Origin of the sequence: Luteimonas saliphila (assembly GCF_016774335.1) — a bacterium.
GTDB lineage: Bacteria > Pseudomonadota > Gammaproteobacteria > Xanthomonadales > Xanthomonadaceae > Luteimonas > Luteimonas saliphila.
In genome coordinates this window covers 148,835-172,999 of the sequence record NZ_JAETWA010000048.1, presented here as the reverse complement: position 1 = coordinate 172,999, position 24,165 = coordinate 148,835, and the positions used below count along the sequence as shown (strand labels likewise).

The window sequence follows — 24,165 nt, the reverse complement described above, 5'->3', positions numbered from 1 at the left end:
GGAACCTCCTCGGGAAAGACTACGAGAAAATTCCACTTCTGGCGTCAGCTAATCTGTGGGGGGATTACCTAGCGTGATCCATAGGCGCGTTCTCGCGGCCGACCGGCGCATACTTGAGTTCTTGGGCGGCATATTTCGGCGGAACCAGTCGACATTGCCGGGCAAGCACGAAGATCGCGCGCCCACTCCGCCACCTGCGATTGCCCTGCCCTACGGCCGCACTGGCTCCGCGGCGGTCTGGCCCCGCCCAGCTCGCCGCCGACGCCACCACAACCACACCCCGGTCACGCACACCAGGGCCGTACCGACGCCCGACACGAACACCGCAACCCTGCCCGGCAGGCCGAAGGCCTGGCCCGAGTGCAGGGCGTACTGCCAGACGAAGAAGGCATCGCCGGCGCTTTCGCCGAGATCGTGGCGCTGGCCGAGGAGGCGGCCGTCGTCCATCGCCACGTAGGTCCACAGGCGGCCCTGCTGGTCGACGTCGCGCGGGTCGAAGGTGCGCACCGCGTACGCGCCCACGCGCGGCAGGATGCGCACGCTGTGGATGCGTGCGTCGGGCTGCTGCGCGTGCACTCGGGCAATGGCCTGGTCGATGTCGATCGTACGCGGTGTGTCGGTCGCAGGCGGCATGGTCCAGTCCAGCCGTTCGGACACCGGAGACAGCATGCCCACCGCGTCGCGGCTTGCCTCGGGCCAGGCCAGGGTCACGCCGGTGAGCGACATCACGAAGGTCAGCACCAGCAGCCACATGCCGGGCGCACGGTGCCGGTCGTGGCGACGCCGGCCGCTGCCGGCAGGTCCGGCCAAGCGGAACGCGTCGCGCCATGCGGCCAGCCTGGGCAGCGACAGCCATGCCGCCGCCAGGTGGTCGAGCAACCACAGCAGCGACACCAGGCCGAACAGCCAGGTCGCCACCGGGCCGAGCATCAGGTCGACGTGCAGGCCGTACAGCACGTCCATCGCGTGACGGCGATCGAGCGCGAGCCGGCCCTGCTCGCGCCAGCCCAGCACGCGACCGTCGGCCGGATGCGAGAACAGCTGCAGGTCGCGCTCGACGCCGCCGCGTTCCTGGTGGCCCAGCATCCACAGCGTGCGGCCCGGAGCGTGCGGGAGTTCGACGATCCACGGCTCGAAACCCGGCACCGCCTCCTGCGCGCGCGCGATCGCCAGTGCCCGCGGTGCCGTCGCGTCCGGCGTGGCGACGACCTCACCGGTCGTGCGCAGGTCCGGGTTGAGCCAGGTGTCGAGCTCGTCGTAGAAGGTGATGGCGCTGCCGGTCAGCGCGAGCAGCAGCAACCACAGCGACGCACCCAGCCCGAACCAGCGATGCCAGGCCAGCAACGCCAGGCGCGTGCGCACGCGCCAGCCACCGGGTGCCCGTGCGACCACGCGCGGCTCAGAACCGCAGGGTCGCGCCAAGCCGGACATTGCGCCCGGGCTCGTTGAGCCCGGCGACGAGTTCGTAGTCGGGGATCGCGGTGTAGTCGGCGACGCTGGCGTGGGCGCGGTAGGCGCGGTCGAACAGGTTGTAGACGCCGGCGAACAGTTCGAAGCGGTCGGTCGCCAGCGGCTGCCAGCGCGCGAACAGGTCGACCACGGTGTAGCCGGGCTTGTCGACGAACTGCGTGTCGGGCAGGTACCCGAGCTCGACGTCGCGGAACAGCACCTCGACGTCCTCCAGCGCCTGCACGTGGGTCACGCCCAGTTGCAGGCCGAAGCGGTCGTCCGGGCGATAGCCCAGCATCAGGTTCCAGTTGTCGCCCATGGAGTTGCCGAGCGCGATGTGTTCGTAGCCCTCGATCCGGCGGTCGTCGAGGCGCGAGTCGTAGCGGTTGTAGTAGGCATTGGCCGAGAACGCGCCGCGAATGATGCCTGCGCGCAGTTCCACGCCCTCCGAGCGGAACGTGCCGACGTTTTCGTAGTACACCCCGCCCTGCGGCGGCGGGCCGTTGTAGAGCTGGTCGAGCACCACGTCGTCGATGGTCATGCGATAGACCACGGCGGAGGCGCTGACGCCGTCGCGCGCCCAGGCCAGGCCGATTTCGGTGTTGTCCACCTGTTCCGGCCGGAGCGTCGGCGACAGTGTGAGGCGACCCGGTCGCTGCTCGAGCGTGAACGCATCGCCGATCTCCTTGCCGCGGAAGGCCTCGGCATACCCTGCGTTGAGGGTGAGCTCCGGCGTCAGGCGATAGCTGCCACCGGCGTTGAGGCTCAGGCCATCGCTGCCGGTGCCGCCGCCGTAGGTGGTGAGATCGAGGTCGTAGTCGTCGTAGCGCGCGCCGAAGCTCAGCAGCAGTGGTTCGCTCACCTGCCACTGGTCCTGCACGTAGACGCCGAGCAGGCGGCCCTGCTCCTCGAACCGGCCGATCGCCGGATCCCAGGCCCAGGGTTGCCAGGTGGCGGCGTCGGCGAGGTACTGGCTGGACACGCTGTCGTCGCGGCGCTCCACGCCGGCGGTGATGCGATGGGCGCCGGCGCGCCAGCGGCCGCGCAGGTCGAAGCCGTACGTTTCGATGTCGGCACCATAGCGGCCCCAGCGGTCAAAGCGGTCCTGCACGATGCTGGATTCGGTGCGGTAGCCCGTCGCCTCGAGTTCGAAGGCGTCGCTGACGGCAACGCCATAGTTCAGCACCGCGGTGCGACGTTCGCCCTCCACCGGGAACAGCGGCTCGCCTTCTAGCACCGGCCAATTGGGGCGCGCGCCGAAGTCGCCTTCCTCGCGGCGCACCTCGTAGCTGGCGGCGATACGGTGGCCGTCGCCGAACTCGCCGCCGATCTTGACGAAGCCCAGGCGCTGGTCGGCGCCGGTGCCACGCAGGGTGGTGCCGTCACCGTCCTCGTAATCGTCGCGGTCCACTCGCACGAACGAGGCGAGGATGCCGATATCGCCCGACAGCCGCCCGAACGCGGTGGCGCTGGCCTTGTGGCCGGCATTGCTGAACCAGCCGGCCTTGAGCAGCGCACCGGCATCGCGGCCGGGCTGCAGCAGGTCGACCGGGTTGCGGGTGCGGAAGCGGATCGCGCCGCCGATCGCGCCGAAGCCCGAGGTCGCCTCGCCCGGGCCGGCCTGCACGTCGACCGTTTCCAGCAGTTCCGGCTCGATCGAGACCCGGCCCACGTGGTGGAACAGGGTGCCGCGTTGCGGCGCGCCATCGACGGTGACGTTGAGCAGCGAATCCTCCAGCCCGCGCACGTAGATCTTCTGCGCCAGCCCGACGCCACCGCCTACCTGCACCGACGGGATGGCGCGGAACAGGTCGGCCAGGTCGCCGGCTTGGGTGAGCTCGATGTCCTCGCGGTCGAGCACCTCGTCGGTCATCGCGCCGACGACGACGATCTGGTCGAGCGCCACCGGATCGGAGGCGGGCGCGGCCATATCCTGGGCGGATGCCATCGCGGGCATGGCCAGGGTGATCGCGGCCGCGAGCTGGCGGACGGCAGACGGACGGCGCGCCTGGCGCGCGGGCAAGGACGTGGTGGACATGCGGCTCCCCTGAATCGAGGGCGCCGATTCTGAATGCTAATGAGAACGATTGTCAAACAAGAATGGTTGCAACCGGCTCGTGGGGCGGCCGGCGAGTTTGGCACCCACTGGGATGGGCATCATGCTTGCCAGCCATTGCCAACAGCCCGCGGCATCGCGGATCCGAATCCAACGCAACTACAGCATCAAAGGATCATCTCCAGCAGCAGCACCCCCGCCAGTCCGACGATCGAGATCGTCGTCTCCATCACCGTCCACGAGGCGAAGGTCTGCTTCATCGAAAGATTGAAGAATTCCTTGAACATCCAGAACGCCGAATCGTTGACGTGCGAGCCGAACACGCTGCCTGCGCCGACCGCCAACACCATCAGTTCGGGCGAGGCGCCAGTGGTGGCGATCAACGGGCCGACGACGCCGGCGGCGGTGATCACCGCGACCGTGGCCGAGCCGATCATCACCCGCAGGATGGCCGTGGCCAGCCAGGCGAAGATCAGCGGCGGCATCTGCCAGCTTTCGCTCAGCGCAGCGATCTGCGCGCCGACGCCGCTGTCGACCAGCACCTGTTTGAACACGCCGCCGGCGGTGATGATCAGCAGGATCACGGCGATGCTGGCGATGGCGGCATTGAGCCACTTCGTCTGCGTCTCCAGGCCGACGCCACGGCGATGGCCGAGCCACCAGAACGCGACCAGCGTCGCCAGCAGCAGGGCGACGGTGGGATTGCCGAGGAACAGCAGCCCCGTGCGCGCGAGGCCCTCGGGCAGCAGCGCGTCGGCCAGCACCGACACGCTGATCAGGATCACCGGCGAGAGCGCGATCAGGAACGAGCTCCACGCGCCCGGCAATTCCTTGTGCTGCGTGCTGGACGTGAACAGGTCCAGCATCGGCGGATTGATCACCTGCAGGCGCCTGCCGAGGATGGGTCCGGCGACGATCACCGCCGGGATCGCCATCGCGATGCCGTAGATCAGGGTCAGCCCCATGTCGGCGCCGAACGCGTTCACCAGCACCACCGGCCCCGGGTGCGGCGGCAGGAAGCAGTGGGTGGTGCTGAGCGAGGCGACGGTGGGGATGGCGAGGTACAGGATCGGCAGCCCGGTCTTGCGCGCCAGCGAGAAGATCAGCGGCACCAGGATGATGAAGCCGGCGTTGAAGTACAGCGGGATGCCGACCAGGAAGCCGGTGAGCAGCAGCGCCCACTGGATGTTCTTCTCGCCGAAGCGCGCGATGAGCGTGGTGGCGATCTTCTCCGCTGCGCCGCTCTCCTCCAGCACCTTGCCGAGGATCGCGCCGAGCACGATCACCAGCGCCAGCCCCGCGAGCGTGCTGCCGACGCCGGCGTCGATGGTCTTGAGCAGGTTCTGCGGCGACATGCCCAGCAGCAGGCCCATCGGGATCGCGACGATCAGCAGCGACAGGAACGGGCTGAGCTTGCGCGCGGTCAGGAAGATCTGCAGCGCGATCGCCGCGGCGATGATCAGGAACATGGTCATGCGGTGCGCCCTCCCCGGCGACTGGGTGGATCCTGGGTGGTTGCCATCATCTGGAGCGGTGGGCGACTCGCTGGGCTCAGGGGCAAAGCAGATCCCTCACTTCGTTCGTAATGACAGCGTGGACGCTGCGGGGAGCACTCCCTCACATCGTTCGGGATGACATCGTGGAAACCGCCGGGAACTGACCCTGAGTTGTTCGTGACGACAACATGTGGTTGTCATTTCGAGCGAAGCGAGAAATCTCGTCATTCATGAGTCCCCGTCGCATGCAGCGCCGCCGCGTTCCTTCGCCAGCACCTCGCGTCCGGCGCGCAATGCTTCGATGATGGCGCCCACGTCGTACACGCAGCCGCCCCAGGTGCCGCCACTCGCGTCCTGCAACGCAGCCCACAGTCGGGTATCGGCGGGCAGGCGCGGATGCGCGGCGATCGCCGGATGCAGTTCGCGCGCGGCGAGCAGCGCCGCTGCCGCGGCCGGGGCGAGCGGCGCAGCGGTATCGGGGCCGATGAAATCCAGGCGGCCTTCCAGGCGCGTGCGGTCGATTTCGATGCGGATCATGTCGCCGTCGCGCAGCTTCCCGATCGGTCCCCCGGCCAACGCCTCTGGGCCAACGTGCCCGATACAGGCACCCGTCGACACGCCCGAGAAGCGTGCATCGGTGATCACCGCCACATGCTTGCCCCACGGCAGGTGCTTGAGCGCGGAGGTGAGCTGATAGGTCTCCTCCATGCCGGTGCCCGCCGGGCCGCAGCCGGCGAGCACGACGATGTCGCCGGCGCGCACCGCGTCCTCGCCCCTGGACTTGATCGCACGGATCGCGTCGCGTTCGCTGGCGAACACGCGTGCGCGGCCGGTATGGCGGTAGACGCCGTCGTCGTCGACCACGGAGGGATCGATCGCGGTGGCCTTGATCACCGAACCGTCCGGCGCGAGATTGCCGCGCGGGAACACCAGCGCGCTGGACATGCCCGCCGCGCGCGCGGCGTCCGGCCCCATGATCACGTGTGCGGGATCCACGCCGTCGAGTTCGCGCAAGCGCTCGCGCGCGATCCGCCGGGCATCGCTGCGTTCCCACCAGTCGAGGTTGTCGCCGAGCGATCGCCCGGTGACCGTCAGCACATCGAGGTGCAGCAGGCCCATCGCGCGCAGGTGCAGCATCACCTCCGGCACGCCGCCGGCCGTGAACACCTGCACGGTCGGATGGTGGCGCGGGCCGTTGGGCAGCGCGTCGACCAGCCGCGGCGTGGCGCGGTTGGCACGGATCCAGTCGTCCACGGTCGGGCGTTCCACACCAGCCGCGTGCGCGATCGCCGGCACGTGCAGCAGCAGGTTGGTCGAGCCACCGAACGCGGCGTGCACCACCAGCGCGTTCTCCACCGCCTGCCGCGTGAGGATCGCCGACAGCGGCGTGCCCTGCCCCGCCAGCTGCACCAGCGCCAGCGCGGAGCGCCGCGCGATGTCGAGCCACACCGGTTCGCCCGAAGGCGCCAGCGCGCTGTGCGGCAGCGCGATGCCGAGCGCTTCGGCGATCACCTGCGAGGTGGCCGCGGTGCCGAGGAACTGGCAGCCGCCGCCGACCGAACCGCAGGCGCGGCAGCCCATCGCCGCGGCGTGCTCCAGGTCGATCAGGCCGTGCGAGAAGCGCGCGCCGATGGTCTGCACCATCGCGGTGTCCTCGGCGCCGCGCGCAGGCAGGGTGACGCCACCGGGCACGACCACGCCAGGCAGGTCCGCGCAACCGGCCAGCGCCAGCATCGTCGCCGGCAGGCCCTTGTCGCAGGTGGCCACGCCCAGCACGCCGCGGCGCGTGGGGAGCGAGCGGATCAGCCGCCGCATCACCACCGCCGCGTCGTTGCGGTAGGGCAGGCTGTCGAACATGCCGGTAGTGCCCTGCGTGCGGCCGTCGCAGGGATCGGAACACATCACCGAGAACGGCAGCCCCTCGTGCGCGGCGAAGGCCTCGGCCGCGGCGCGCACCATGCGATCGATTTCCCAGTGTCCGGTGTGCAGGCCGAGCGCGACCGGCCGGCCATCCTCCGCGCGCAGTCCGCCCTGGGTGCTGACGATCAGGTACGGATCGCGCGCCACTTCCGACGCGCGCCAACCCATGCCGGCGTTCTGGGTCATGCCGAACAGGTGTCCGCTGGGCGAATCGCGCAGCGTGTCGGCATCGATCGGCAGGCTGCCGGACGGTCCTTCGCCGCTGGTGCGCGACTGCGCGATCGACGCGCCGTCGCCGAGCAGGGTATCGAGATCGAAAACGGAAGACGTCATGGCGCGCTCCTTGCCGCCTCGTGCGCAGCGTGCCGGCAATCTCCGAGTGCCACCGGCAGGAACGCGGTCACCATTCGCGGTTCGCGTCGCGCAGCGCCCGGACAGCCATCATGGACGATCGTTGCCGCACGCCACTCGTGCGAAGCGCGGGCTTCGGCGAGGGGGTGCAAGCGCACGCGACATACCGTGGCCCCGCCCCGGCCCTCCCCCGCACGCGAGAGCGGGGGAGACGCAGGTCGCGGTCCGCGACGCATCCCGCCTGCGCCGGGGACGCTACACGTCACGCGTGGTCCACTCGCCGTCGACCAGCCGCATCAGCGTGCCGGTCGGGTTGCGATCCTGCAGCGCGAGCGGCAGGCGATGCGGGCGTACGTTGTCGTAGCTGTGCAGCGCCGAGAAACGGATCAGCGAGGCGGGAACGCCCACCGCGGTGAAGCCCGGGTGGCCGGTGGCCGGGAACGGGCCGCCGTGGTTCATCGCCGCGCTTACCGCCACGCCGGTCGGCATCTTGTCGTTGAGCAAGCGACCCACGCGCGTGCGCAGGATCGGCGCGAGTGCGTCGTAGGCGGCGTCGTCGCTGCCGCCGGTATCGCTGTAGATCGTTCCGGTGAGGTTGCCCTCCATCGCCTTCGCGACTTCCAGCACCTGCCCGGCCGAATCGGCCATCACCACCAGGTTGACGTGGCCGAAGGCCTCGGATTGCAGCGCTTCGGGATCGGCGAGGAAGCGTTCGCCCGACACCCGCAGCACGGTCGGCTGGAACGCGAAGCCCTGCGCGTCCTCGGCGATCGCACCGCCGGCGAGCAGCTCGGCGCCGGCCGACTGCAGCGCAGCCACGGTGGAGGCGATGTCGCGCGGCGCATGCGGCGAGAGCAGCACGCCCGGCTTCGCCTCGGCGGTGAGGCGTTGCAGCTGTTCGACGAAGCGCTCGGCCTCGTCACCGGCCTGCAGCACGGTCACACCCGGCTTGGTGCAGAACTGGCCCGCACCCATCGCGCAGGAGCCGTGCAGCTCGGCCGCCAGCGCTTCGCCACGCTCGCGCAGCGCACCGGGCAGCACGAACACCGGGTTGACGCTCGACATCTCCAGGTAGATCGGCTTGCCCACCGCGTCGGCCGCGGCCTTGAGCTTCATCCCGCCGGGACGACCGCCGGTGAACGCCACCGCGCCCACGCGCGGATCGGACACCAGGCGCAGGCCCAGCTCGCCGCCGGTGCGGAAGAACATCTGCACCGCGCCCGGCGGCAGGCCGGCGGCCTGCGCGGCTTCCAGCGCCGCCTCGGCCAGCAGCACCGAGGTGCGCGGATGCGCGGGATGGGCCTTGGCGATCACCGGGTTGCCGGCCGCGATCGCGGCGGCGAAGTCTCCACCGGCGATGCCGTTGAACGCATATGGGAAATTGTTCGGCCCGAACACCACCACCGGCCCGCCGAGCGGCGCGTGGATGGAGCGGATGCCCGTGGCCGTATCGATGGTGGCGCGGCGCCAGCCGCCGTCGCGCGCAGCGCGCGCGGCCTGTCGCAACTGGCCGGTGGTGCGCGGCAGTTCGACGTTGCGCAGGCGCGGTTCGGCCGGCAGCCCGGTCTCGCGGTGCGCGGCCTCCACCAGCGCGTCGGCGCGCGCCTCGATCGCATCGGCATAGCCTTCGAGGAAGCCGGCGAGCGTCTCGCCGGGCAGCTGCGACATCGCCGTGGCCGCGGCGTGGCCGGCGTCGAGCAACGCATCGAGATCGGCCCAGCCGGACACGGGGTACGCGTGTTCGTCGATCGTCGCGCGCGTGGAAGGATTGAAGGCGTGGAAGCGGTCGGTCGGGGCGTCGGCCTGGCGCCAGGCGCCGTCGAGCAGGATCGGTTGCAGCGTGGGGGTGGTCATTGGACGGGGTTCTCCAGGATCAGTCCGTCGATGTCGATGCGCACGACATCGCCGGAACGCAGGGTGAAATCCTCGCCGGGCACGATGCCGGTGCCGGTGAAGAGGAAGGCGCCACGGGGTTGGCGCAGTTCGCGCAGGAGCCAGCCGGCGAGTTCCTCCAGGCTGCGCTTGATCTGCGAGGTACGGGTGGTGCCGGCGAAGGCCGGCGTGCCGTCGCGCCGGATCTCAAGCGACACGGCGAGGTCGCGCATCTGCGCCGCATCGCACAGGCGAATGCCCGGGCCGATCGCGCAGCCGCCATCGTAGACCTTGGCCTGGGGCAGGTACAGCGGGTTCTCGCCCTCGATGCTGCGCGAGGACACGTCGTTGCCGGTGCTGTAGCCGACGATCTCGCCCGCCGACGTGAGCACCAGCACCAGTTCGGGTTCGGGCACATCCCATTCGCTGTCGGCGCGCACGCGGATCGGCGCGCCGTGGCCTGCGACGCGCCAGCCGGTGGCCTTGAAGAACAGCTCCGGACGCTCGGCATCGTAGACCTTCTGATACACGTCGCGGCTCTGCGACTCGGCCTCGCGCGCCATGCGGCTGCTGAGATAGGTCACGCCGCTGGCCCACACTTCCTGCGCGTCCTCCACTGGCGCCAGCAGCGGCGCATCGGCCTCGCCTTCGCGTGGCAGGCGGGCGAGCGAGTCGCGGGCGTCCGCTGCGGGCAGGCCGAGCCACTGCGAGAGGCTGAAATCGGCGGGCAGGTAGCGGCCATCGAGTGCCCAGCGCGGGCCTTCGGCGATGGCGTGGCGGGTCAGGAGCGTGTGCATGTCGGGAGTTCCGGAAAGAAGATTGGCCGATGCGCCGGGCCGGCGCAGACATGCGACGCGCCCGGCGTCGCGTGGAATGGGTGAGGCGATACGCACAGGCGCGACTGCGCCCGTCCTGCAGCGCGGCAGTTGCGCCTGCAACCGCATCGGCCAACCGCGTGCAGCGGGCTTGCGGCTATGATCGCGCAGCGGGTCGCGGCGCAGCATGCGGCGGTTCGCGCCGCGCGACGACGCGCGGCCCGGCGTGTGGCCTGCGACTCGCGCAGCGCCGGCACGCCCCCACTTCCATACAGGACCCGCCGATGCGACTGCTTCCCACCCTGCTCAGTGCCGCGCTCGTGGCCTCCTTCGTCGCCTGCACGCCCACCGCCGACGACACCGCCGCCGACGCCGCGCCTGCGGCCGATGCAACGACCGACACCGCCGACACGGAGACCACGCCGATGACCAAGTTCGAGACCGTCGGCCAGCTGACCACGTACGATCCCGCCTTCGCCGAGGTCGTCGACGCGGCCGCGCGCATCCAGAAGCTCACCGGCGACGAGTTCACCTGGTCCGAAGGCCCCACCTGGGTGAAGGCCGGCTACCTGCTGTTCAACGATCCGCCGGAAAACCGCATGTTCCGCTGGTCCGAGGCGGACGGTCCGAGCGTTTTCCTCGATCCGTCTGGCTATGCAGGCCCGCCGATCGAGGCCGTGCGCGAGGCCGGCGCCAATGGCCTGTACACCGAATCCGCCGGCACGGTGTTGCTGGCCGACTCGGGCAACCGGCTCGTGGCGCGCCTGGATCCCGCCGACAAGAGCCGCACCACACTCGCCGAGCGCTTCGACGGCAAGCGCTTCAGCAGCCCGAACGACGTGGTCGCGCGCGGCGACGGCAGCGTGTTCTTCACCGATCCCCCGTACGGGTTCAAGGACGGCGACGATTCGCCGCTCAAGGAACAGCCGGTCAACGGCATCTACAGAGTCGACGCCGACGGCGCCGTGCACCTCGTGGACGACTCGCTGACCCGGCCCAACGGCCTGGCGTTCTCGCCCGACGGCAACACCCTGTACGTCGCCAACTCCGACGACCAGCGCCCGATCTGGATGGCCTACACGCTCGACGCCACCGGCAACGTCACCGGCAGCCGCGTGTTCGCCGACGCCACCGACCTGATGGGCGACGGCGTGCACGGTCTGCCCGATGGCCTCGCGGTGTCGACCGACGGCCTGGTCTTCGCCACCGGTCCCGGCGGCGTGCTGGTGATGGACGCCGACGGCAAGCGCCTGGGCCGGATCGAGACCGGCAGCGCGATCGCCAACTGCGCCTTCGGCGACGACGGCCGCACCCTGTACATGACCTCGCACAAGTTCCTCGCGCGCGTGCCGCTGAAGGTGACCGGCCTGGGGTTTCAAGACTGAGCCCCCGATGCGGCGGTGAGCGCTGACGCCACCGCCGCGCGGTCGCCCTCTCCGAGCGCGGCGTAGGCACGTTCCATCGCGGCGACGAAGCGCGGATCCGATGACAGGGGCGCGAACACCGCGTCCAGCGCGAGGAAGGCGGTGATGTCGCGTTGGGCATCGCCGGTCGCGTCGCGGCCGGTGGATGTCAGCGCGTCCGCCATCGGATCGACGATCGCCTCGCCCGCGCGCGTCTGGCGCACCACGAATCGCAGCCAACCGGCCACTGCCAGGGACAGGCGCTCGATGCTTCGGTCGGCCGCGAGGGCATCGGCGATCGTGCCGAGCAGGCGCACCGGCAGCTTCTGCGAGCCGTCCCAGGCGATCTGCGACAGCCGGTGTGCGATTGCGGGATTGCGGAAACGTTCGAGGATCGCGGTGATGTACGCGTCCGGCTCGAAGCCTTCCGGCAGCGCCAGCGTCGGCGCGATGTCCTCGCGCATCAGCCGCTCGACGAAGCCGGCCAGCGACGCGTCGCCCATCGCCTCGGCCACGGTGCCCAGTCCCATCAGGCTGCCGAGGTAGGCCAGCGCGGAGTGCGGCGCGTTGAGCAGGCGCAGCTTGGCGCGGTCGAAGCCGGCGATGTCGTCGCTCATCACCACGCCGGCGCGCTCGAACGCGGGGCGCCCGGCGCGGAAGTCGTCCTCCACCACCCACTGCGCGTACGGCTCGCGTTGCACTGGCCAGGCGTCGTCGACGCCCAGCGCGTCGGCCACGCGCGCGCGCAGCGCGTCGTCGCTGGCGGGCGTGATGCTGTCGACCATCGAGCGCGGGAAAGAGGCCCCGGCGCCGATCCAGTCGGCCAGCGCGGGATCGAGCCGGCGGGCGAAGTCGAGCACTGCACGGCGCAGGCGCAGCCCGTTGTCGGCGAGGTTGTCGCAGCTGAGCATCGTGTACGGCGCTACCCCCGCGGCGCGGCGCTGGCGCAGGCCGGCGACCAGCCAGCCGATCGCGCTCGTCGGGGCGTCGGGAGTGGCGAGGTCGTGCGCGATGTCAGGATGCGCGGCGTCGACCCCGTCGGGCGACAGGCAGTAGCCCTTCTCGGTGATCGTGAGCGTCACCAGGCGCACCGCCGGATCCGCCAGCCGCGCCATCACCGCGTCGCGCTGCTGCGGCGCGTACCGCAGCTCGCGGATCGCGCCGACCACGCGCAGGCGTGGCGGCCCGTCCAGCAACGCCAGCGTGTACAGCCCGTCCTGCGGCTGCAACGCATCGCGCACCCCGGCGCTGTGCAGCGAGACCGCGCAGATCGCCCAGCCCGGTTCGTCGGCTAGCAGATCGTCGAGGTACGCCGCCTGGTGGGCGCGATGGAATGCGCCCGGTCCGAAGTGCACGATGCCGATGGTGGTCGCGGCGCGATCGTAGGCCGGGCGCTGCACCTGCGCCGGCAACGCGGCCAGCGTGGCGTCGGCCAGGCGCGGCAGCCCGGTGGCTGCGCGCGTCTCGCGCCGCTTGTCCAGGCCGTTGCTCAACGCACCTCCACCTCGAACTGGCTGCCGATGCGCAGGTCCCCGCTCGAAGCGCCCACCTCGGCGGCATAGCGCCCAGGGTCTACCGCGTATGCGCCGGCGTCCTCGTCGTAGTGCCGCAGGTCGCGCGCGGGCGTGAACGTGAAGCTGAGCTCGCGCGACTCGCCCGGCGCCAGGTGCACGCGCTGGAACCCGCGCAACTCGCGCACCGCGCGCTCGCGCACCGGCGACAGCGGCCGCAGGTACAGCTGCACCACCTCGTCGCTGGCGCGCTGGCCGCTGTTGCGCACCGTGACGGTCGCGGTGATCGCGTCGTCCACGCCGGCGCGATCGCGATCGAGCCGCAGGCCGGTGTAGTCGAACGTCGTGTACGACAGGCCATGACCGAACGGATACAGCGGCTCGCCGCGGAAGTAGCGGTAGGTGCGGCCGGCCATGTCGTAGTCGTCGAACGCGGGCAGCCGCTCGTCGACGCTGTAGAACGTGACCGGCAGGCGGCCGGCGGGACTGACTTCGCCGAACAGCACGTCGGCCACCGCGTTTCCGCCGCGCTGGCCCGGATACCAGGCGACCAGGATCGCGGGCAGGTTGGCCTTGGCCCAGTCGATGCCGACCGCCGAGCCGGTGGTCATCACCATCACAACCGGCTTGCCGGTGGCATGCAGCGCCTCGAGCAGCTTCTGCTGCGTGGCGGGCAGCCGGATGTCGGTACGGTCGCCGCCGGCGAAGCCCGGGAAATCGACCTTCATCTCCTCGCCTTCCACGTCGCCGGTCAGGCCACCGACGAACACCACCGCATCGGCGCCGCGCGCGGCCTCGAGCGCTTCGTCGAAGGTCGGCTTGCCGCCGGGAAGATCCCAGGCCAGGCGCACGCTGGCGTCGCGCTCGGCCTCGTAGTACTCCAGCCGGATGTCATAGGCGCGGCCGCCCTCGAGGTCGAGTTCGACGCTGTCCGCGCGCAGGCGTTCGGCGTCCTCCCAGTGGTCGAGCACGCGCCTGCCGTCGATGTACAGGCGGAAGCCGTCATTGGCGCCGGCCTCGATCCGGTAGCGACCGCTCACCGGCGGCAGCAACTGCCCGCTCCAGCGGATGCTGAAGTTCTCGTTCGGCATCGCGTTGTCCGGGCCCGCCTCGCCGCGCGCCATCAGGTTGTCGGTCGGCGAGCCACGGTCCCAGCGGAAGCCGATCTGCGTGTCCACGCGCACCAGCACCGGTTCTCCGGAGAGATCCTTGCTGGTGAAGTACTCGCCGCGCAGGCCGCGCTCGGTCGCGCCGGCCTCGGGCCGCAGGTACTGCGGCTCGATCAGCGGCGTAGCGGCCGGGTCCTCGCGTCCTTCCACCAGGTCGGCGCCGCGGGCGTAGATCACCTCGGTATCGGGTAAGGCTTCGCGGATGCCGCGCAGGATCGTCACCGGGTCGGCCGGAGTGCCGTAGTAGTTGCCCAGCAGTGCCATGGTGTCGTCGGCCGTCGGGCCGACCACCGCCAGGCGTTTGATGTCCTTCGACAGCGGCAGCACGCCGTCGTTCTTCAGCAGCACGATCGATTCCTGCGCCACCTCGCGCGCCAGCGCATCGTGCGCCGGCGCCTGGTTGACCGAGTAAGGCGTCTGCGCCCATGGCACCTGCGCCGGCGGATCGAACATGCCCAGCGCCATGCGCGTGGTCATCAGCCGCGTGAGCGCGTCGTCGAGTTCGGCCTCGCTGATCAGCCCCTTGCGCACCGCGACCGGCAGGTGCTTCGCATAGGTTTCGCCGCAGTTGAGTTCGGTGCCGTTCTTCACCGCGAGTGCGGCGGCTTCCTCCGGCGTGGCGACGATCTTGTGGTTCTTCCAGATGTCCACGATCGCCCAGCAGTCGGACAACACGTAGCCCTTGAATCCCCACCGGCCACGCAGGATGTCCTGGGTGAGGAACGGGCTGCCGCTGGCCGACTCGCCGTAGACGCGGTTGTACGCGCCCATCACCGCCTGCACCTGGCCCTCGGTCACCAGCGCCTCGAACGCGGGCAGGTAGGTTTCCCACAGGTCGCGGCGCGAGGGATGCACGTCGAAGGTGTGGCGGTCGGCCTCGGGCCCGCTGTGCACGGCGAAGTGCTTGGCGGTGGCATCGAGCTTGCGGTACTTGCCGCCCTGCGATTCGGGCAGCGGACTGCCATCCGGGGCGACGCCCTGCAGGCCGCGCACGAACGACACGCCCATGCGCGAGGTGAGGAACGGATCCTCGCCGTAGGTTTCCTGGCCGCGGCCCCAGCGCGGGTCGCGGAAGATGTTGATGTTCGGCGACCAGAAGGTGAGTCCCTGGTAGCGCCCGTGCTGGCCGTTGCGCAGGAACTCGTGGTGCTTGGCGCGGGCCTCGTCGCTGATGGTCTTCGAGATCCGGTCCATCAGCGGCACGTCGAAGGTCGCCGCCATGCCGATCGCCTGCGGGAAGACGGTCGCCCCGCCCGCGCGCGCGACGCCGTGCAGGGCCTCGTTCCACCAGTCGTACGCCGGCAGTCCGAGCCGCTCGATCGCCGGCGAGTCGTTCTGCATCTGCGCGGCCTTTTCGTCCAGCGTCATCTGCGAGACCAGCGCCGCGGCACGGGCCTCGAACGGCTGCGAGGTGTCGAGCCAGGGGCGGTCGCCGTCGGCTGCGAACGCACCGGCGGACAGCGCCGCCAGCAGCACCAGCGAGCAGGCATGCACGAGGGTGCGCGAACGCGTGCGCCTGCGCGGATGCGGCGCGGCCACGGCCGCGGCCTGTCGATCGAATGCGTGCATGTTCCCGTTCCTCCCGTTGCGTGTCAGAGCGCGCGTTCGTCGCGCGCGTACGGTCCGATGGTGGCGCCGACGAATCCGCCGGCCACATCGGTACTCAGGATCGTGCCGTCGGCATCCTGCGTCAGCCACTCCACGCCGTCGCCGGCGTCGAACCCGAAGCCGTAACGGCCTTCATTGCCCTCGACGTGCAACACCAGCGGCGTGGCTTCGGCCGCGGCGGCCGATGTGCTGGCGACCACCTCGACCTCGCCCTCGCCTGCCTTCTTCTCCAGGAACACCTCGATCGCGTCGCCTTCGCCGCGCCGCACGCCGAGAAAATACCAGTGCGTGTCGCCCTGGAACGCGGCCAGGCCCGCGGCGATGCCCGCGCCCGGCACTTCCATCGCGGTGCTCGCCTCGAACACCTGGTGCTGCTGGCGGCGCGCGTAGAAGGATGGATTGACCTTCGTGTCCAGCCGTTCGCGCAGCGGGTGGATCGCCAGCCAGCCCGGACGCGATGTACCGTCGTACCACTGCGTCTTTGGCACGCGCGGCGTCATCCAGCCCTTGCCCAGCTCCACCGTGTCGAACTCGTCGCGCCAGGTGAAGTTGCCGGTCATCGGCGCCTGGTCGGCGGGCTTCTTCATGAAAGACGGGCCGGGGAGCACGTACGGGATCTCCTCGCCCCGCGGCAGGATCACCGGCCAGCCGTCCTTCCAGGTGACCGGCAGCAGAAACGCTTCGCGCCCGGTGTTGTAGTGGTCGACGCCGTAGTTGCGGCTGGCCAGGAAGGTCGCCCACCAGCTGCCATCGGGGCCCTGCACCAGGTCGGCGTGGCCGGCGTTGGTCACCGGCAGCGGGCGATTGGGGTCGAGGTCGCGCTGGGTGAGGATCGGGTTGTGTTCGTAGGGCGTGTACGGCCCCCACACTTCGCGGCTGCGCAGGATCACCTGCGAATGCTGCGGCCCGGTGCCGCCCTCGGCGTTGTTGAGGTAGTACCAGCCGTCGACCTTGTAGATGTGCGGGCCTTCGATCCAGATCGGGTTGTCCTCGGGCTTGACGCCGCCGTCGATCAGCACCTTGCGCGGGCCGAAGGGCTTCTTCGTCGCGATGTCGATTTCCTGCAGCCAGATCGCGCGATGCCCGTCGTAGCGCACCGGCACCTCGGGTTCGTCGTTGTTGAGGATGTAGACCTTGCCGTCGTCGTCGAAGAACAGCGAGGGATCGATGCCGCCGATGCCCGGCAGCCACACCGGATCGGACCAGGGACCGGCAGGATCGGTCGCGGTGACGATGAAATTCCCGCCGGCGTCGACCGAGGTGTTAACGACGTAGAAGGTGCCGTCGTGGAACTCGATCGCCGGTGCGAACACGCCACGCGACATGCCCAGCCCGTCGAAGTCCAGTTGCCCGGGGCGGTGGATGGCGTTGCCCACCTGGGTCCAATGCACCAGATCCTCGCTTTCGAACACCGGGATGCCGGGGAAGAAGGCGAAGGTCGAAGCCACGAGGTAGAACCTGCCGTTGGCGGCGGTCACGCTCGGGTCCGAATGGAAGCCGGCCAGCACCGGGTTGCGGAAGCTGCCCTCCGGCACCGGCGTCTCGAAGGCGGCGTCGCGCCCGGTGTACTCGAACCAGTCGAAGTACACCGTCGTGGCGGCCGGGGCGGCGTCGGCGGCTGCGGCGGACGACGCATCGGGTGCGGCGGATTCGCGCTGGCACGCGGCCAGCAGCAGCGTGGCCACGCCGGCGGCGATCAGGCGCATGGAGGTCGTGCGGCGGCGGTGGCGCGTGGTGCGGTCGATCATCTGCATTCCCCTCGGTTGTCTCACCAGTCCCACATCGCGCCGTCTTCCAGGCGCGCTATCGGCAGTTGTTTCGGCGCGTACGGATACTTCGCCGCCAGCGCCTCGTCGATGTCCACACCGATGCCCGGCGTGTCGCCCACATGCAGGCGCCCGTCGCGCAGCACGTAGTCGTGCGGGAACACCTCATCGGTCTCGTCGGTGTGGAACATGTATTCCTGGATGCCGAAGTTCGGCACCCAGGTGTCGAAGTGCAGCGCAGCGCCCATCGTCACCGGCGACAGGTCGGTGGCGCCGTGGAAGCCGGTGCGCACCTGGTGCAGCGCGGCGAAATCGGCCAGCCGGCGCAGGTGGGTGATGCCGCCGCCGTGGACGATGGTGGTGCGGATGTAGTCGATCAGCTGATTCTCGATCAGGTGCTTGCAGTCCCAGATCGAGTTGAACACCTCACCCACGGCCAGCGCGGTGACCGAGTGGTGGCGGATCAGTTCGAACGATTTCTGGTTCTCGGCCGGGGTCGCGTCTTCCAGCCAGAACAGCCGGTAGGGCTCGATCGACTTCGCCAGGCGCGCAGCCTCGATCGGGGTGAGGCGGTGGTGCACGTCGTGCAGCAGTTCCACGTCCGGGCCGTGGTCGGCGCGCAGCTGTTCGAACAGCTTCGGCACCACATCCAGGTAGCGCGGCGTATTCCAGGTCGTCTCCAGCGGCAGCTCGCTTTCGGCCGGCTCGTAGCCCTTGGCGTTGGAAATGCCGTAGGCCTTCTTGATGCCCGGCACCCCGCACTGTGCGCGCACCGCCAGGAATCCCTGCTCGATGAACTTGCCGACCGCGTCCGAGGCCTCGGCGATGTCGCGGCCGTTGGCGTGGCCGTACACCAGCGCGCCCTCGCGCGAGCGGCCGCCGAGCAGTTGGTACACCGGCATCCCCGCCATCTTGCCGAGGATGTCCCACAGTGCGACGTCGACCGCCGCGATCGCGCTCATCGTCACCGGTCCGCGCCGCCAGTACGCGCCGCGGTAGAGGAACTGCCAGGTGTCCTCGATCCGCCCCGCATCGCGGCCGATCAGGTTCGGCACCACGTGCTCCTGCAGATACGAGGCCACGGCCAGCTCGCGCCCGTTGAGGGTTGCATCGCCCAGTCCGTACACGCCCGACCGGGTGGTGATCTTGAGGGTGACGAAGTTGCGCCCCGGGCAGGTGACGATGACTTTCGCGTCGACGATCTCGCGATCGTTGCGCGAACCGTGGGTCGTGGTTTCGGTAGAAGCAGTGGTGCTCATCGGGCGTGGTCGTCTTCGATCATGGAGTCACGGGAAGTTCGAACGGCCCGGCCGGCAGGCCGGTGCCGTCGAACAGGGTGCAGACGGGGCTGTCGGCCCAGCAGTAGCGCACGCGCGTGGCAACGCCTGCGCCGGGCGCACGCAACGCGACGCGATCGTTCGACAGTTCCGCCTGCGCATAGCGGCAACTGCCGGCATCGGCGCCGCACAGCTCGAAGCCGATCGGACCGTCGGCGCCGTAGGCCACCACCCCGTCGCTGACGTCGTCGAACCGCACCACCACCGCGTGGCCGTTGCGCGAGGCCGCGGCGGCGACCGGTCCGGACGGCGGCAGCGGCTCTCCGTAGACCACGTGCCGCGCGACGCGCGCCAGCCGGCGCCCCAGTTCCTGCTTGTTGGTGGGATGGATGTCGTAGCGGTCGCCGATGTCGATGGCGACCGCGAGCCCGGTGCGCGGATCCTCCGCCGCGACCGCGCGCTGCGCTTCGCGCAGGGACGCCCAGTCGCTGTCCGCGGGCGCGGTGGGCGCTGCGCCGTAGTTCGCCAGTTGCACCACCAGCAGCGGCAGGCCGTCGCCGAACCGGTCGCGCCAGTCGCTGCGCAGCGCGCGCAACAGATCCGCGTAGCGGTCGTGCTCGAACGTGTTCGACTCGCCCTGGTACCACAGCGCGCCGCGCAGGCCGTAGCGGCCGATCGGCGCGATCATGCCGTTGTACAGCGTCGACAGGCCGGCTGCGCTCTGCCATGGCGCGCGCGGCGGCGTGCCCAGTTCCGGCGGCACCACCCGATAGCGCCAGCCGCCGTCGAGCGGCACCTGGCTGCCGTCGGCCAGGCGCAGCGCGTGCGCCGACGCCGGGCCGGCCAGGCCGCCGTCGCGGTAGGTGTCGAGCACGTTGACCACGATCGTGTTCTCGCCCGCGCGCAGCAGGCCGGCGGGCAGCGCGTACTCGCGGCCCGAGCCGGCGCCGTAGGTGCTGCCCACGCCGCGGCCGTTGACCCACGTCATGTCGATCTCGTCCGCCGGCCCCAGCACCAGGGTCGCGCCCTGCGCGGCCTGCGCGGCATCGAGTTCGACCGTCGTGCGGTACCAGACCATGCCGTTGAACTCGGCCAGCTCCCGTACGCCCCAGCGCTCCCAGGCGCCCAGTTGCGCAGGCGCGTCGCGCCATGGCCCGGCGACATCGCCGGTGGCCCAGGGCCGGTCGTCGGCGTCGACGCCTTCGCGCGCCGACCACCAGTCCTGCCAGAGTGCGCCCCAGTCGCCCACCGCGGCAACGGCGTCGTCGGCATAGCGACCCAGCACGTCGAGTTCCGCGTCGTAGTCGCCGAGCGTCCGCAGCGCCTCGCCGCTGGTCCAGGCCTGGATCCGCGACCCGCCCCAGGACGCGTCGATCAGGCCCATCGGCACGTCGACCTGCTTCTGCAGCTCGCGCGCGAAGAAGTAGCAGGCGGCGGAGAACTCGCGTACCGTCTCGCTGTTCACCGGCTGCCATTCCACCGCTTCGGAAAAGTGCGCCTTCGGCACCACGTCCGACACCTGCGGCACGGTGAACATGCGGATGCGATCGTTGCCGGCGCCCGCGATCTCGGCGCGCGCGTCGAGTGCGCGCCAGACCTGCAGCTCCATGTTCGACTGGCCCGAGCACAGCCACACGTCGCCGACCAGCACGTCGGACACGCGCTGGGTACGGTTGCCGGCCGTCACCAGCAGCGTGTGCGGTCCACCGGCCGCGAGGGCCGGCAGCTCGGCTTCCCAGCGGCCGTCGCCACCCGCGCGCGCGCGCGCGCGCCGCCCGGCGAATTCCACCCGCACCGTCTCGCCCGCGGGCGCCACGCCGTACACGCGCACGGGCGAGTCGCGCTGGAGCACGGCGTGGTCGTCGAACATCGGGTGGAGCAGCGGCGGAGGTTCGCCGCCGACGGCGTCCGTGGCGGCGGCAGGCGCGGCGAGCGCCGCGCACGACAGCGCGATCCCCGCGAGCAGCACGCGCGCCGCACCGGCGCGGGACGCGCTGCGACTCACTGCGTGTTCCCCGGCGCGTTCGGGAATTCGAGCGACTTGTAGTACTCCAGCGATTGCGGCGGCGGGGCTTCGCCCTCGGGCAGCGGCAGGCCGGAGAAGGTCTGGAAGTAGGCGATGCTGGCGTCGCGCCACCACTTTGCCTCTTTCTGCTGGATCGCCAGGAAGCGATCGACCTGGTGGTGGCGTTCGGGATCCACGTATTCGTCGAGCCCACTCCAGGTGTCGCGCATCCGCGCCACCTGGCCGACGCCGCGCGAGTAGCGATGCACCAGTTCGTCCCACACCGCGCGTCCTGACGCGGTGCGATCGTTCCACTTGCGGTGGTGGAACCACAGCAGGAAGTCCTCGGGCACGCGCGCGGGATCGTTGAACACCTCGGCCACCGGCGGCGCGTACTGCGAGACCGCGTCGCTGCCCGAGGTGGTGCGGTCGAAGCCGATCCCCTCCTTCGTCGCGCGGTGGAAGTACACCGAGGTCCAGTCCGCACGCGGACCGCCCTCCACCCACGGCGCCGGGCCGTAATGGTGGCCGCGCCCCATCAGGTGGTGCAGGCCCAGCGGTGTCATGTAATCCACCGCCGCCTGGTGCGAGGTCATCATCATCTCCACCACGGGCTCGACGAATGCCGGATCGGCGGTGAAGGTCATGCGCGCCCATTCGTCCGCGATCGCACGTGCATCGAGGTACGGGTCCCACGCCATCCGGCCGAAGACATACCAGTTGGCCTGGTCGAAGTGCGAGCCGCTCCAGTTGCGGTCCGTGCCGATGTTTGCGACGCCGGCGATGCCGCTGAGTGCATGGCCCTCGAGCGAACCGTCCACCACCTTCGCCACCGTCGAGCCCGCCCCCCTGGCGTGCGTGTCGGCGCGCAGCACCTCCTCGTACATCGGGCCCAGGTACACCAGGTGGGTGGCGAAGCCCAGGTACTCCTTGGTGATCTGGAACTCCATCATCAGCGGCGTCTTCGGCATCGCGCCGAACAGCGGGTGGAACGGTTCGCGCGGCTGGAAGTCGATCGCGCCGTTCTTGACCTGCACCAGCACGTTGTCGCGGAACTCGCCGTCGTGCGGCACGAATTCGGTATAGGCCTGCTTGTGGCGGTCGTCGGGCTCCTCGTCCGAGTACACGAACGCGCGCCACATCACGATGCCCCCGTACGGCGCCAGCACCTCGGCCAGCATGTTGGCGCCGTCGGCATGGGTGCGGCCGAAATCCTGCGGGCCGGGCTGGCCCTCGGAATTGGCCTTGACCAGGAAACCGCCGAAGTCCGGCACCCTGGCGTAGATCTCGTCGGCCTTGGCCTGCCACCAGCGGCGCACGGCCGGGTCGAGCGGATCGGCGGTGTCCAGGCCGCCGATCTCCATCGGCGCGCTGAAGCGCGCGCTCACGTACACGCGGATCCCGTAGGGACGCATCACGCCCGCGAGCGCGGCGACCTTCTCGATGTAGGGGGCGGTCAGGATCTGCGCATTGGCGTTGACGTTGTTGAGTACCGTGCCGTTGATGCCGATCGAGGCGTTGGCGCGGGCGTAATCGGTGTAGCGCGGATCGAGCCAGTCGGGCAGCCTGTGCCAGTCCCAGATCGACTGGCCGGAATAGCCGCGTTCGACATAGCGGTCGAGGTCGTCCCAGTGGTTGAGCACGCGCAGCCTGACCTTGGGCGCTTCGCGCAGGTCGAGCGCGTCGATCGGCTGCCGGGCCTGCACCAGCCGCAGCAGGTGGAACGCGCCGTAGAGCGCACCGGTGTCGCTGTTGGCCGCGACCACGGTGGCGGCGTTGCCGCCGACGTCCACGCTGCGGATCAGGTAACCCTCCTCGCCCAGAGAATCGAGTTCGAGCCGGAGCCGGCGGATGGCCGGCAGCGACGCCGGCGTGCCGACAAGCAGCGCGCCCGCGCCACCGGGGGCGTCCGCCTGGGCCGGCGCGCTGCCCAGCAGGTCGCCGAGGCCACGCACCAGTTCGTCGCGCGCGGACCGTTGGGTCGGGTTCGTGGCCGGCGCCACCACCTGCGCCAACCGCGCGCGATAGTCGGCGGCGACCTCCGCTTCCACCGGGGCATAGCGCAGCCAGAGGTCGTAGCCGTCCTCGGCGTGGACCGTCTGCAGGCAAGCCGCCAGCACCAGCCAGCAGGCGAGCGCAGCCCGCCCCCAGCCCGCGCGCCGGCGCCAAGCGGGGGGATCGGACGGATGTCGACGGTTGGCGGTTGTGTGTAACATCCTAGAAAGCCCTCATGTCTGGTCGTGTAGCGGTGGACCCGGGTCCGCGCAGCGCACCGTGCCGCATGCCGGCCCGAACCACCGACGGCCGCGGCGCGGCAAGGGGAAGCGAGATTGCAGAAGCCGAGGAAAGCCGCGCGCCGCAAGGGAATGGCGGTCACGCTCGACGAAGTCGCGGCCCTGGCCAAGGTGTCGCCGATGACGGTCTCGCGCGTGGTCAACGGCCACGGCAAGGTCCGCGACACCACGCGCGACCGGGTGATGCGCGCGGTGCGCGAGCTGGGCTACACCCCCAACCTCGCGGCCAGCGCGCTGGCGACCGCGCAGGACACCCGGGTCGCACTGATCTATACCAATCCCAGCAGCGCCTACCTGCGCGAACTGCTGGTCGGCGCGTTGCGCGGCTCCACCCGTACCGCGGCCCAGCTCGTCATCGACACCTGGGACACGCTCGGCGCCAACGCGCAGCGCCAGGCGGCGCGCACGCTGGCCAAGCGCGTGGCCGGCGTGATCCTGCCGCCGCCGCTGTGCGAGTCGAAGGGCGTGATCGCCGAATTCATCGATGCCGAGGTGCCGGTCGTGGCGATCGCGTCGGGCCGCTTCAACCACGACATCTCCTGCGTGCGCATCGACGATTTCCGCGCCAGCAAGGAGATCACCGCCCACCTGGTCGCCGCCGGACACCAGCGCATCGGCTACATCAAGGGGCATCCGAACCAGACCGCGAGCGTGCGCCGCTTCGAGGGATTCCAGGCGGCGCTGGCCGAAGCCGGCCTTCCGCTCGACGAAACCCTGGTCGAATCGGGCTACTTCACCTACCGCTCCGGGCTCGAGGCCGCCGAAAAGCTGCTCGCCCACCCGGCCCCGCCGACGGCGATCTTCGCCAGCAACGACGACATGGCCGCGGCCGTGGTGTCGGTCGCCCACCGCCGCCACCTGGAAGTGCCGCGGGATCTGTCGGTGGTCGGCTTCGACGACACCTCGGCCGCCACCACCGTGTGGCCGGAACTGACCACCATCCGCCAGCCGATCGCGGCGATGGCCGACTCGGCGATCGACATCCTGTTGCGCAGCATCCGCCGCAAGGATCGCAGTACCCGCATGCTGGTCGACCACGTGATTCCCCATCAGCTGGTCAAGCGCGATTCCGTAGCGCCTCCGGCCCGCTGACCTCCCGGCGCGCGGGGCGCCCGGGAGAGCCCGGCGCGGCGTGTCGGGCCGAAGGCGCGGGAATCCCTCCACGGCGACCGG

General features: G+C 70.4%; 14 protein-coding genes. 2 read left to right on the top strand and 12 right to left on the bottom strand.

Going from position 1 to position 24,165, the window contains the following annotated elements:
- Positions 1-210: 210 nt before the first annotated feature.
- The 6 genes from JMO03_RS20780 to JMO03_RS20755 all read right to left on the bottom strand — a co-directional run bounded on the left by JMO03_RS20780 (position 211) and on the right by JMO03_RS20755 (position 9,941).
- Entirely contained in the window at positions 211-1,392 is a 1,182-nt protein-coding gene (locus JMO03_RS20780) for a PepSY-associated TM helix domain-containing protein (RefSeq protein ID WP_337926460.1), read from the bottom strand.
- 7 nt (positions 1,393-1,399) lie between these two features.
- Positions 1,400-3,487 carry a TonB-dependent receptor gene (locus JMO03_RS20775; protein WP_202845664.1) on the bottom strand — a complete coding sequence of 696 codons (2,088 nt, stop codon included), beginning with the start codon at positions 3,485-3,487 and terminating at the stop codon, positions 1,400-1,402.
- A gap of 185 nt (positions 3,488-3,672) precedes the next feature.
- Complete coding sequence (locus JMO03_RS20770; protein ID WP_202845663.1) at positions 3,673-4,980, bottom strand: GntT/GntP/DsdX family permease; 1,308 nt, start codon at positions 4,978-4,980, stop codon at positions 3,673-3,675.
- A gap of 249 nt (positions 4,981-5,229) precedes the next feature.
- Complete coding sequence (locus tag JMO03_RS20765) at positions 5,230-7,254, bottom strand: YjhG/YagF family D-xylonate dehydratase (RefSeq protein WP_202845662.1); 2,025 nt, start codon at positions 7,252-7,254, stop codon at positions 5,230-5,232.
- A gap of 273 nt (positions 7,255-7,527) precedes the next feature.
- On the bottom strand, positions 7,528-9,126 hold the full coding sequence (locus JMO03_RS20760) for an aldehyde dehydrogenase (NADP(+)) (protein WP_202845661.1): 1,599 nt from the start codon (positions 9,124-9,126) through the stop codon (positions 7,528-7,530).
- Entirely contained in the window at positions 9,123-9,941 is an 819-nt protein-coding gene (locus tag JMO03_RS20755; RefSeq protein WP_202845660.1) for a fumarylacetoacetate hydrolase family protein, read from the bottom strand. The genes JMO03_RS20760 and JMO03_RS20755 overlap by 4 nt, the downstream gene beginning before the upstream one ends.
- A 302-nt stretch (positions 9,942-10,243) precedes the next feature.
- Between JMO03_RS20755 and JMO03_RS20750 the strand changes: the two genes are divergently transcribed.
- On the top strand, positions 10,244-11,344 hold the full coding sequence (locus JMO03_RS20750; RefSeq protein WP_202845659.1) for an SMP-30/gluconolactonase/LRE family protein: 1,101 nt from the start codon (positions 10,244-10,246) through the stop codon (positions 11,342-11,344).
- On the opposite strand, the gene JMO03_RS20745 is transcribed toward JMO03_RS20750, so the two are convergent.
- The 6 genes from JMO03_RS20745 to JMO03_RS20720 form a co-directional block, all read right to left on the bottom strand.
- Positions 11,335-12,855 (bottom strand): mannitol dehydrogenase family protein, encoded by a 1,521-nt coding sequence (locus tag JMO03_RS20745; RefSeq protein ID WP_238346368.1) that lies wholly within the window; start codon positions 12,853-12,855, stop codon positions 11,335-11,337. The two genes, JMO03_RS20750 and JMO03_RS20745, sit on opposite strands and share 10 nt — an antisense overlap.
- Positions 12,852-15,611 (bottom strand): glycoside hydrolase family 3 protein, encoded by a 2,760-nt coding sequence (locus JMO03_RS20740; protein ID WP_202845658.1) that lies wholly within the window; start codon positions 15,609-15,611, stop codon positions 12,852-12,854. The genes JMO03_RS20745 and JMO03_RS20740 overlap by 4 nt, the downstream gene beginning before the upstream one ends.
- 23 nt (positions 15,612-15,634) lie before the next feature.
- The gene (locus JMO03_RS20735; RefSeq protein ID WP_202845702.1) at positions 15,635-17,356 is read right to left on the bottom strand and encodes a glycoside hydrolase family 43 protein; all 1,722 of its coding nucleotides are present in this window, start codon (positions 17,354-17,356) and stop codon (positions 15,635-15,637) included.
- A 62-nt stretch (positions 17,357-17,418) separates the two neighbouring features.
- Positions 17,419-18,675: a D-mannonate dehydratase ManD gene (gene manD / locus JMO03_RS20730; protein ID WP_202845657.1), complete on the bottom strand. Its 1,257-nt coding sequence runs from the start codon at positions 18,673-18,675 to the stop codon at positions 17,419-17,421.
- A gap of 19 nt (positions 18,676-18,694) precedes the next feature.
- A complete protein-coding gene (locus JMO03_RS20725; RefSeq protein WP_202845704.1) occupies positions 18,695-20,698 on the bottom strand; it encodes a sialate O-acetylesterase in 2,004 nt (667 codons plus the stop codon).
- Positions 20,695-22,914, bottom strand: coding sequence for an alpha-glucuronidase family glycosyl hydrolase (locus tag JMO03_RS20720; protein ID WP_202845656.1), 2,220 nt, complete (start codon positions 22,912-22,914; stop codon positions 20,695-20,697). Before JMO03_RS20720 ends, JMO03_RS20725 begins: the two co-directional genes overlap by 4 nt.
- Before the next feature lie 114 nt (positions 22,915-23,028).
- Between JMO03_RS20720 and JMO03_RS20715 the strand changes: the two genes are divergently transcribed.
- The gene (locus JMO03_RS20715) at positions 23,029-24,084 is read left to right on the top strand and encodes a LacI family DNA-binding transcriptional regulator (protein WP_238346366.1); all 1,056 of its coding nucleotides are present in this window, start codon (positions 23,029-23,031) and stop codon (positions 24,082-24,084) included.
- Positions 24,085-24,165 lie beyond the last annotated feature (81 nt).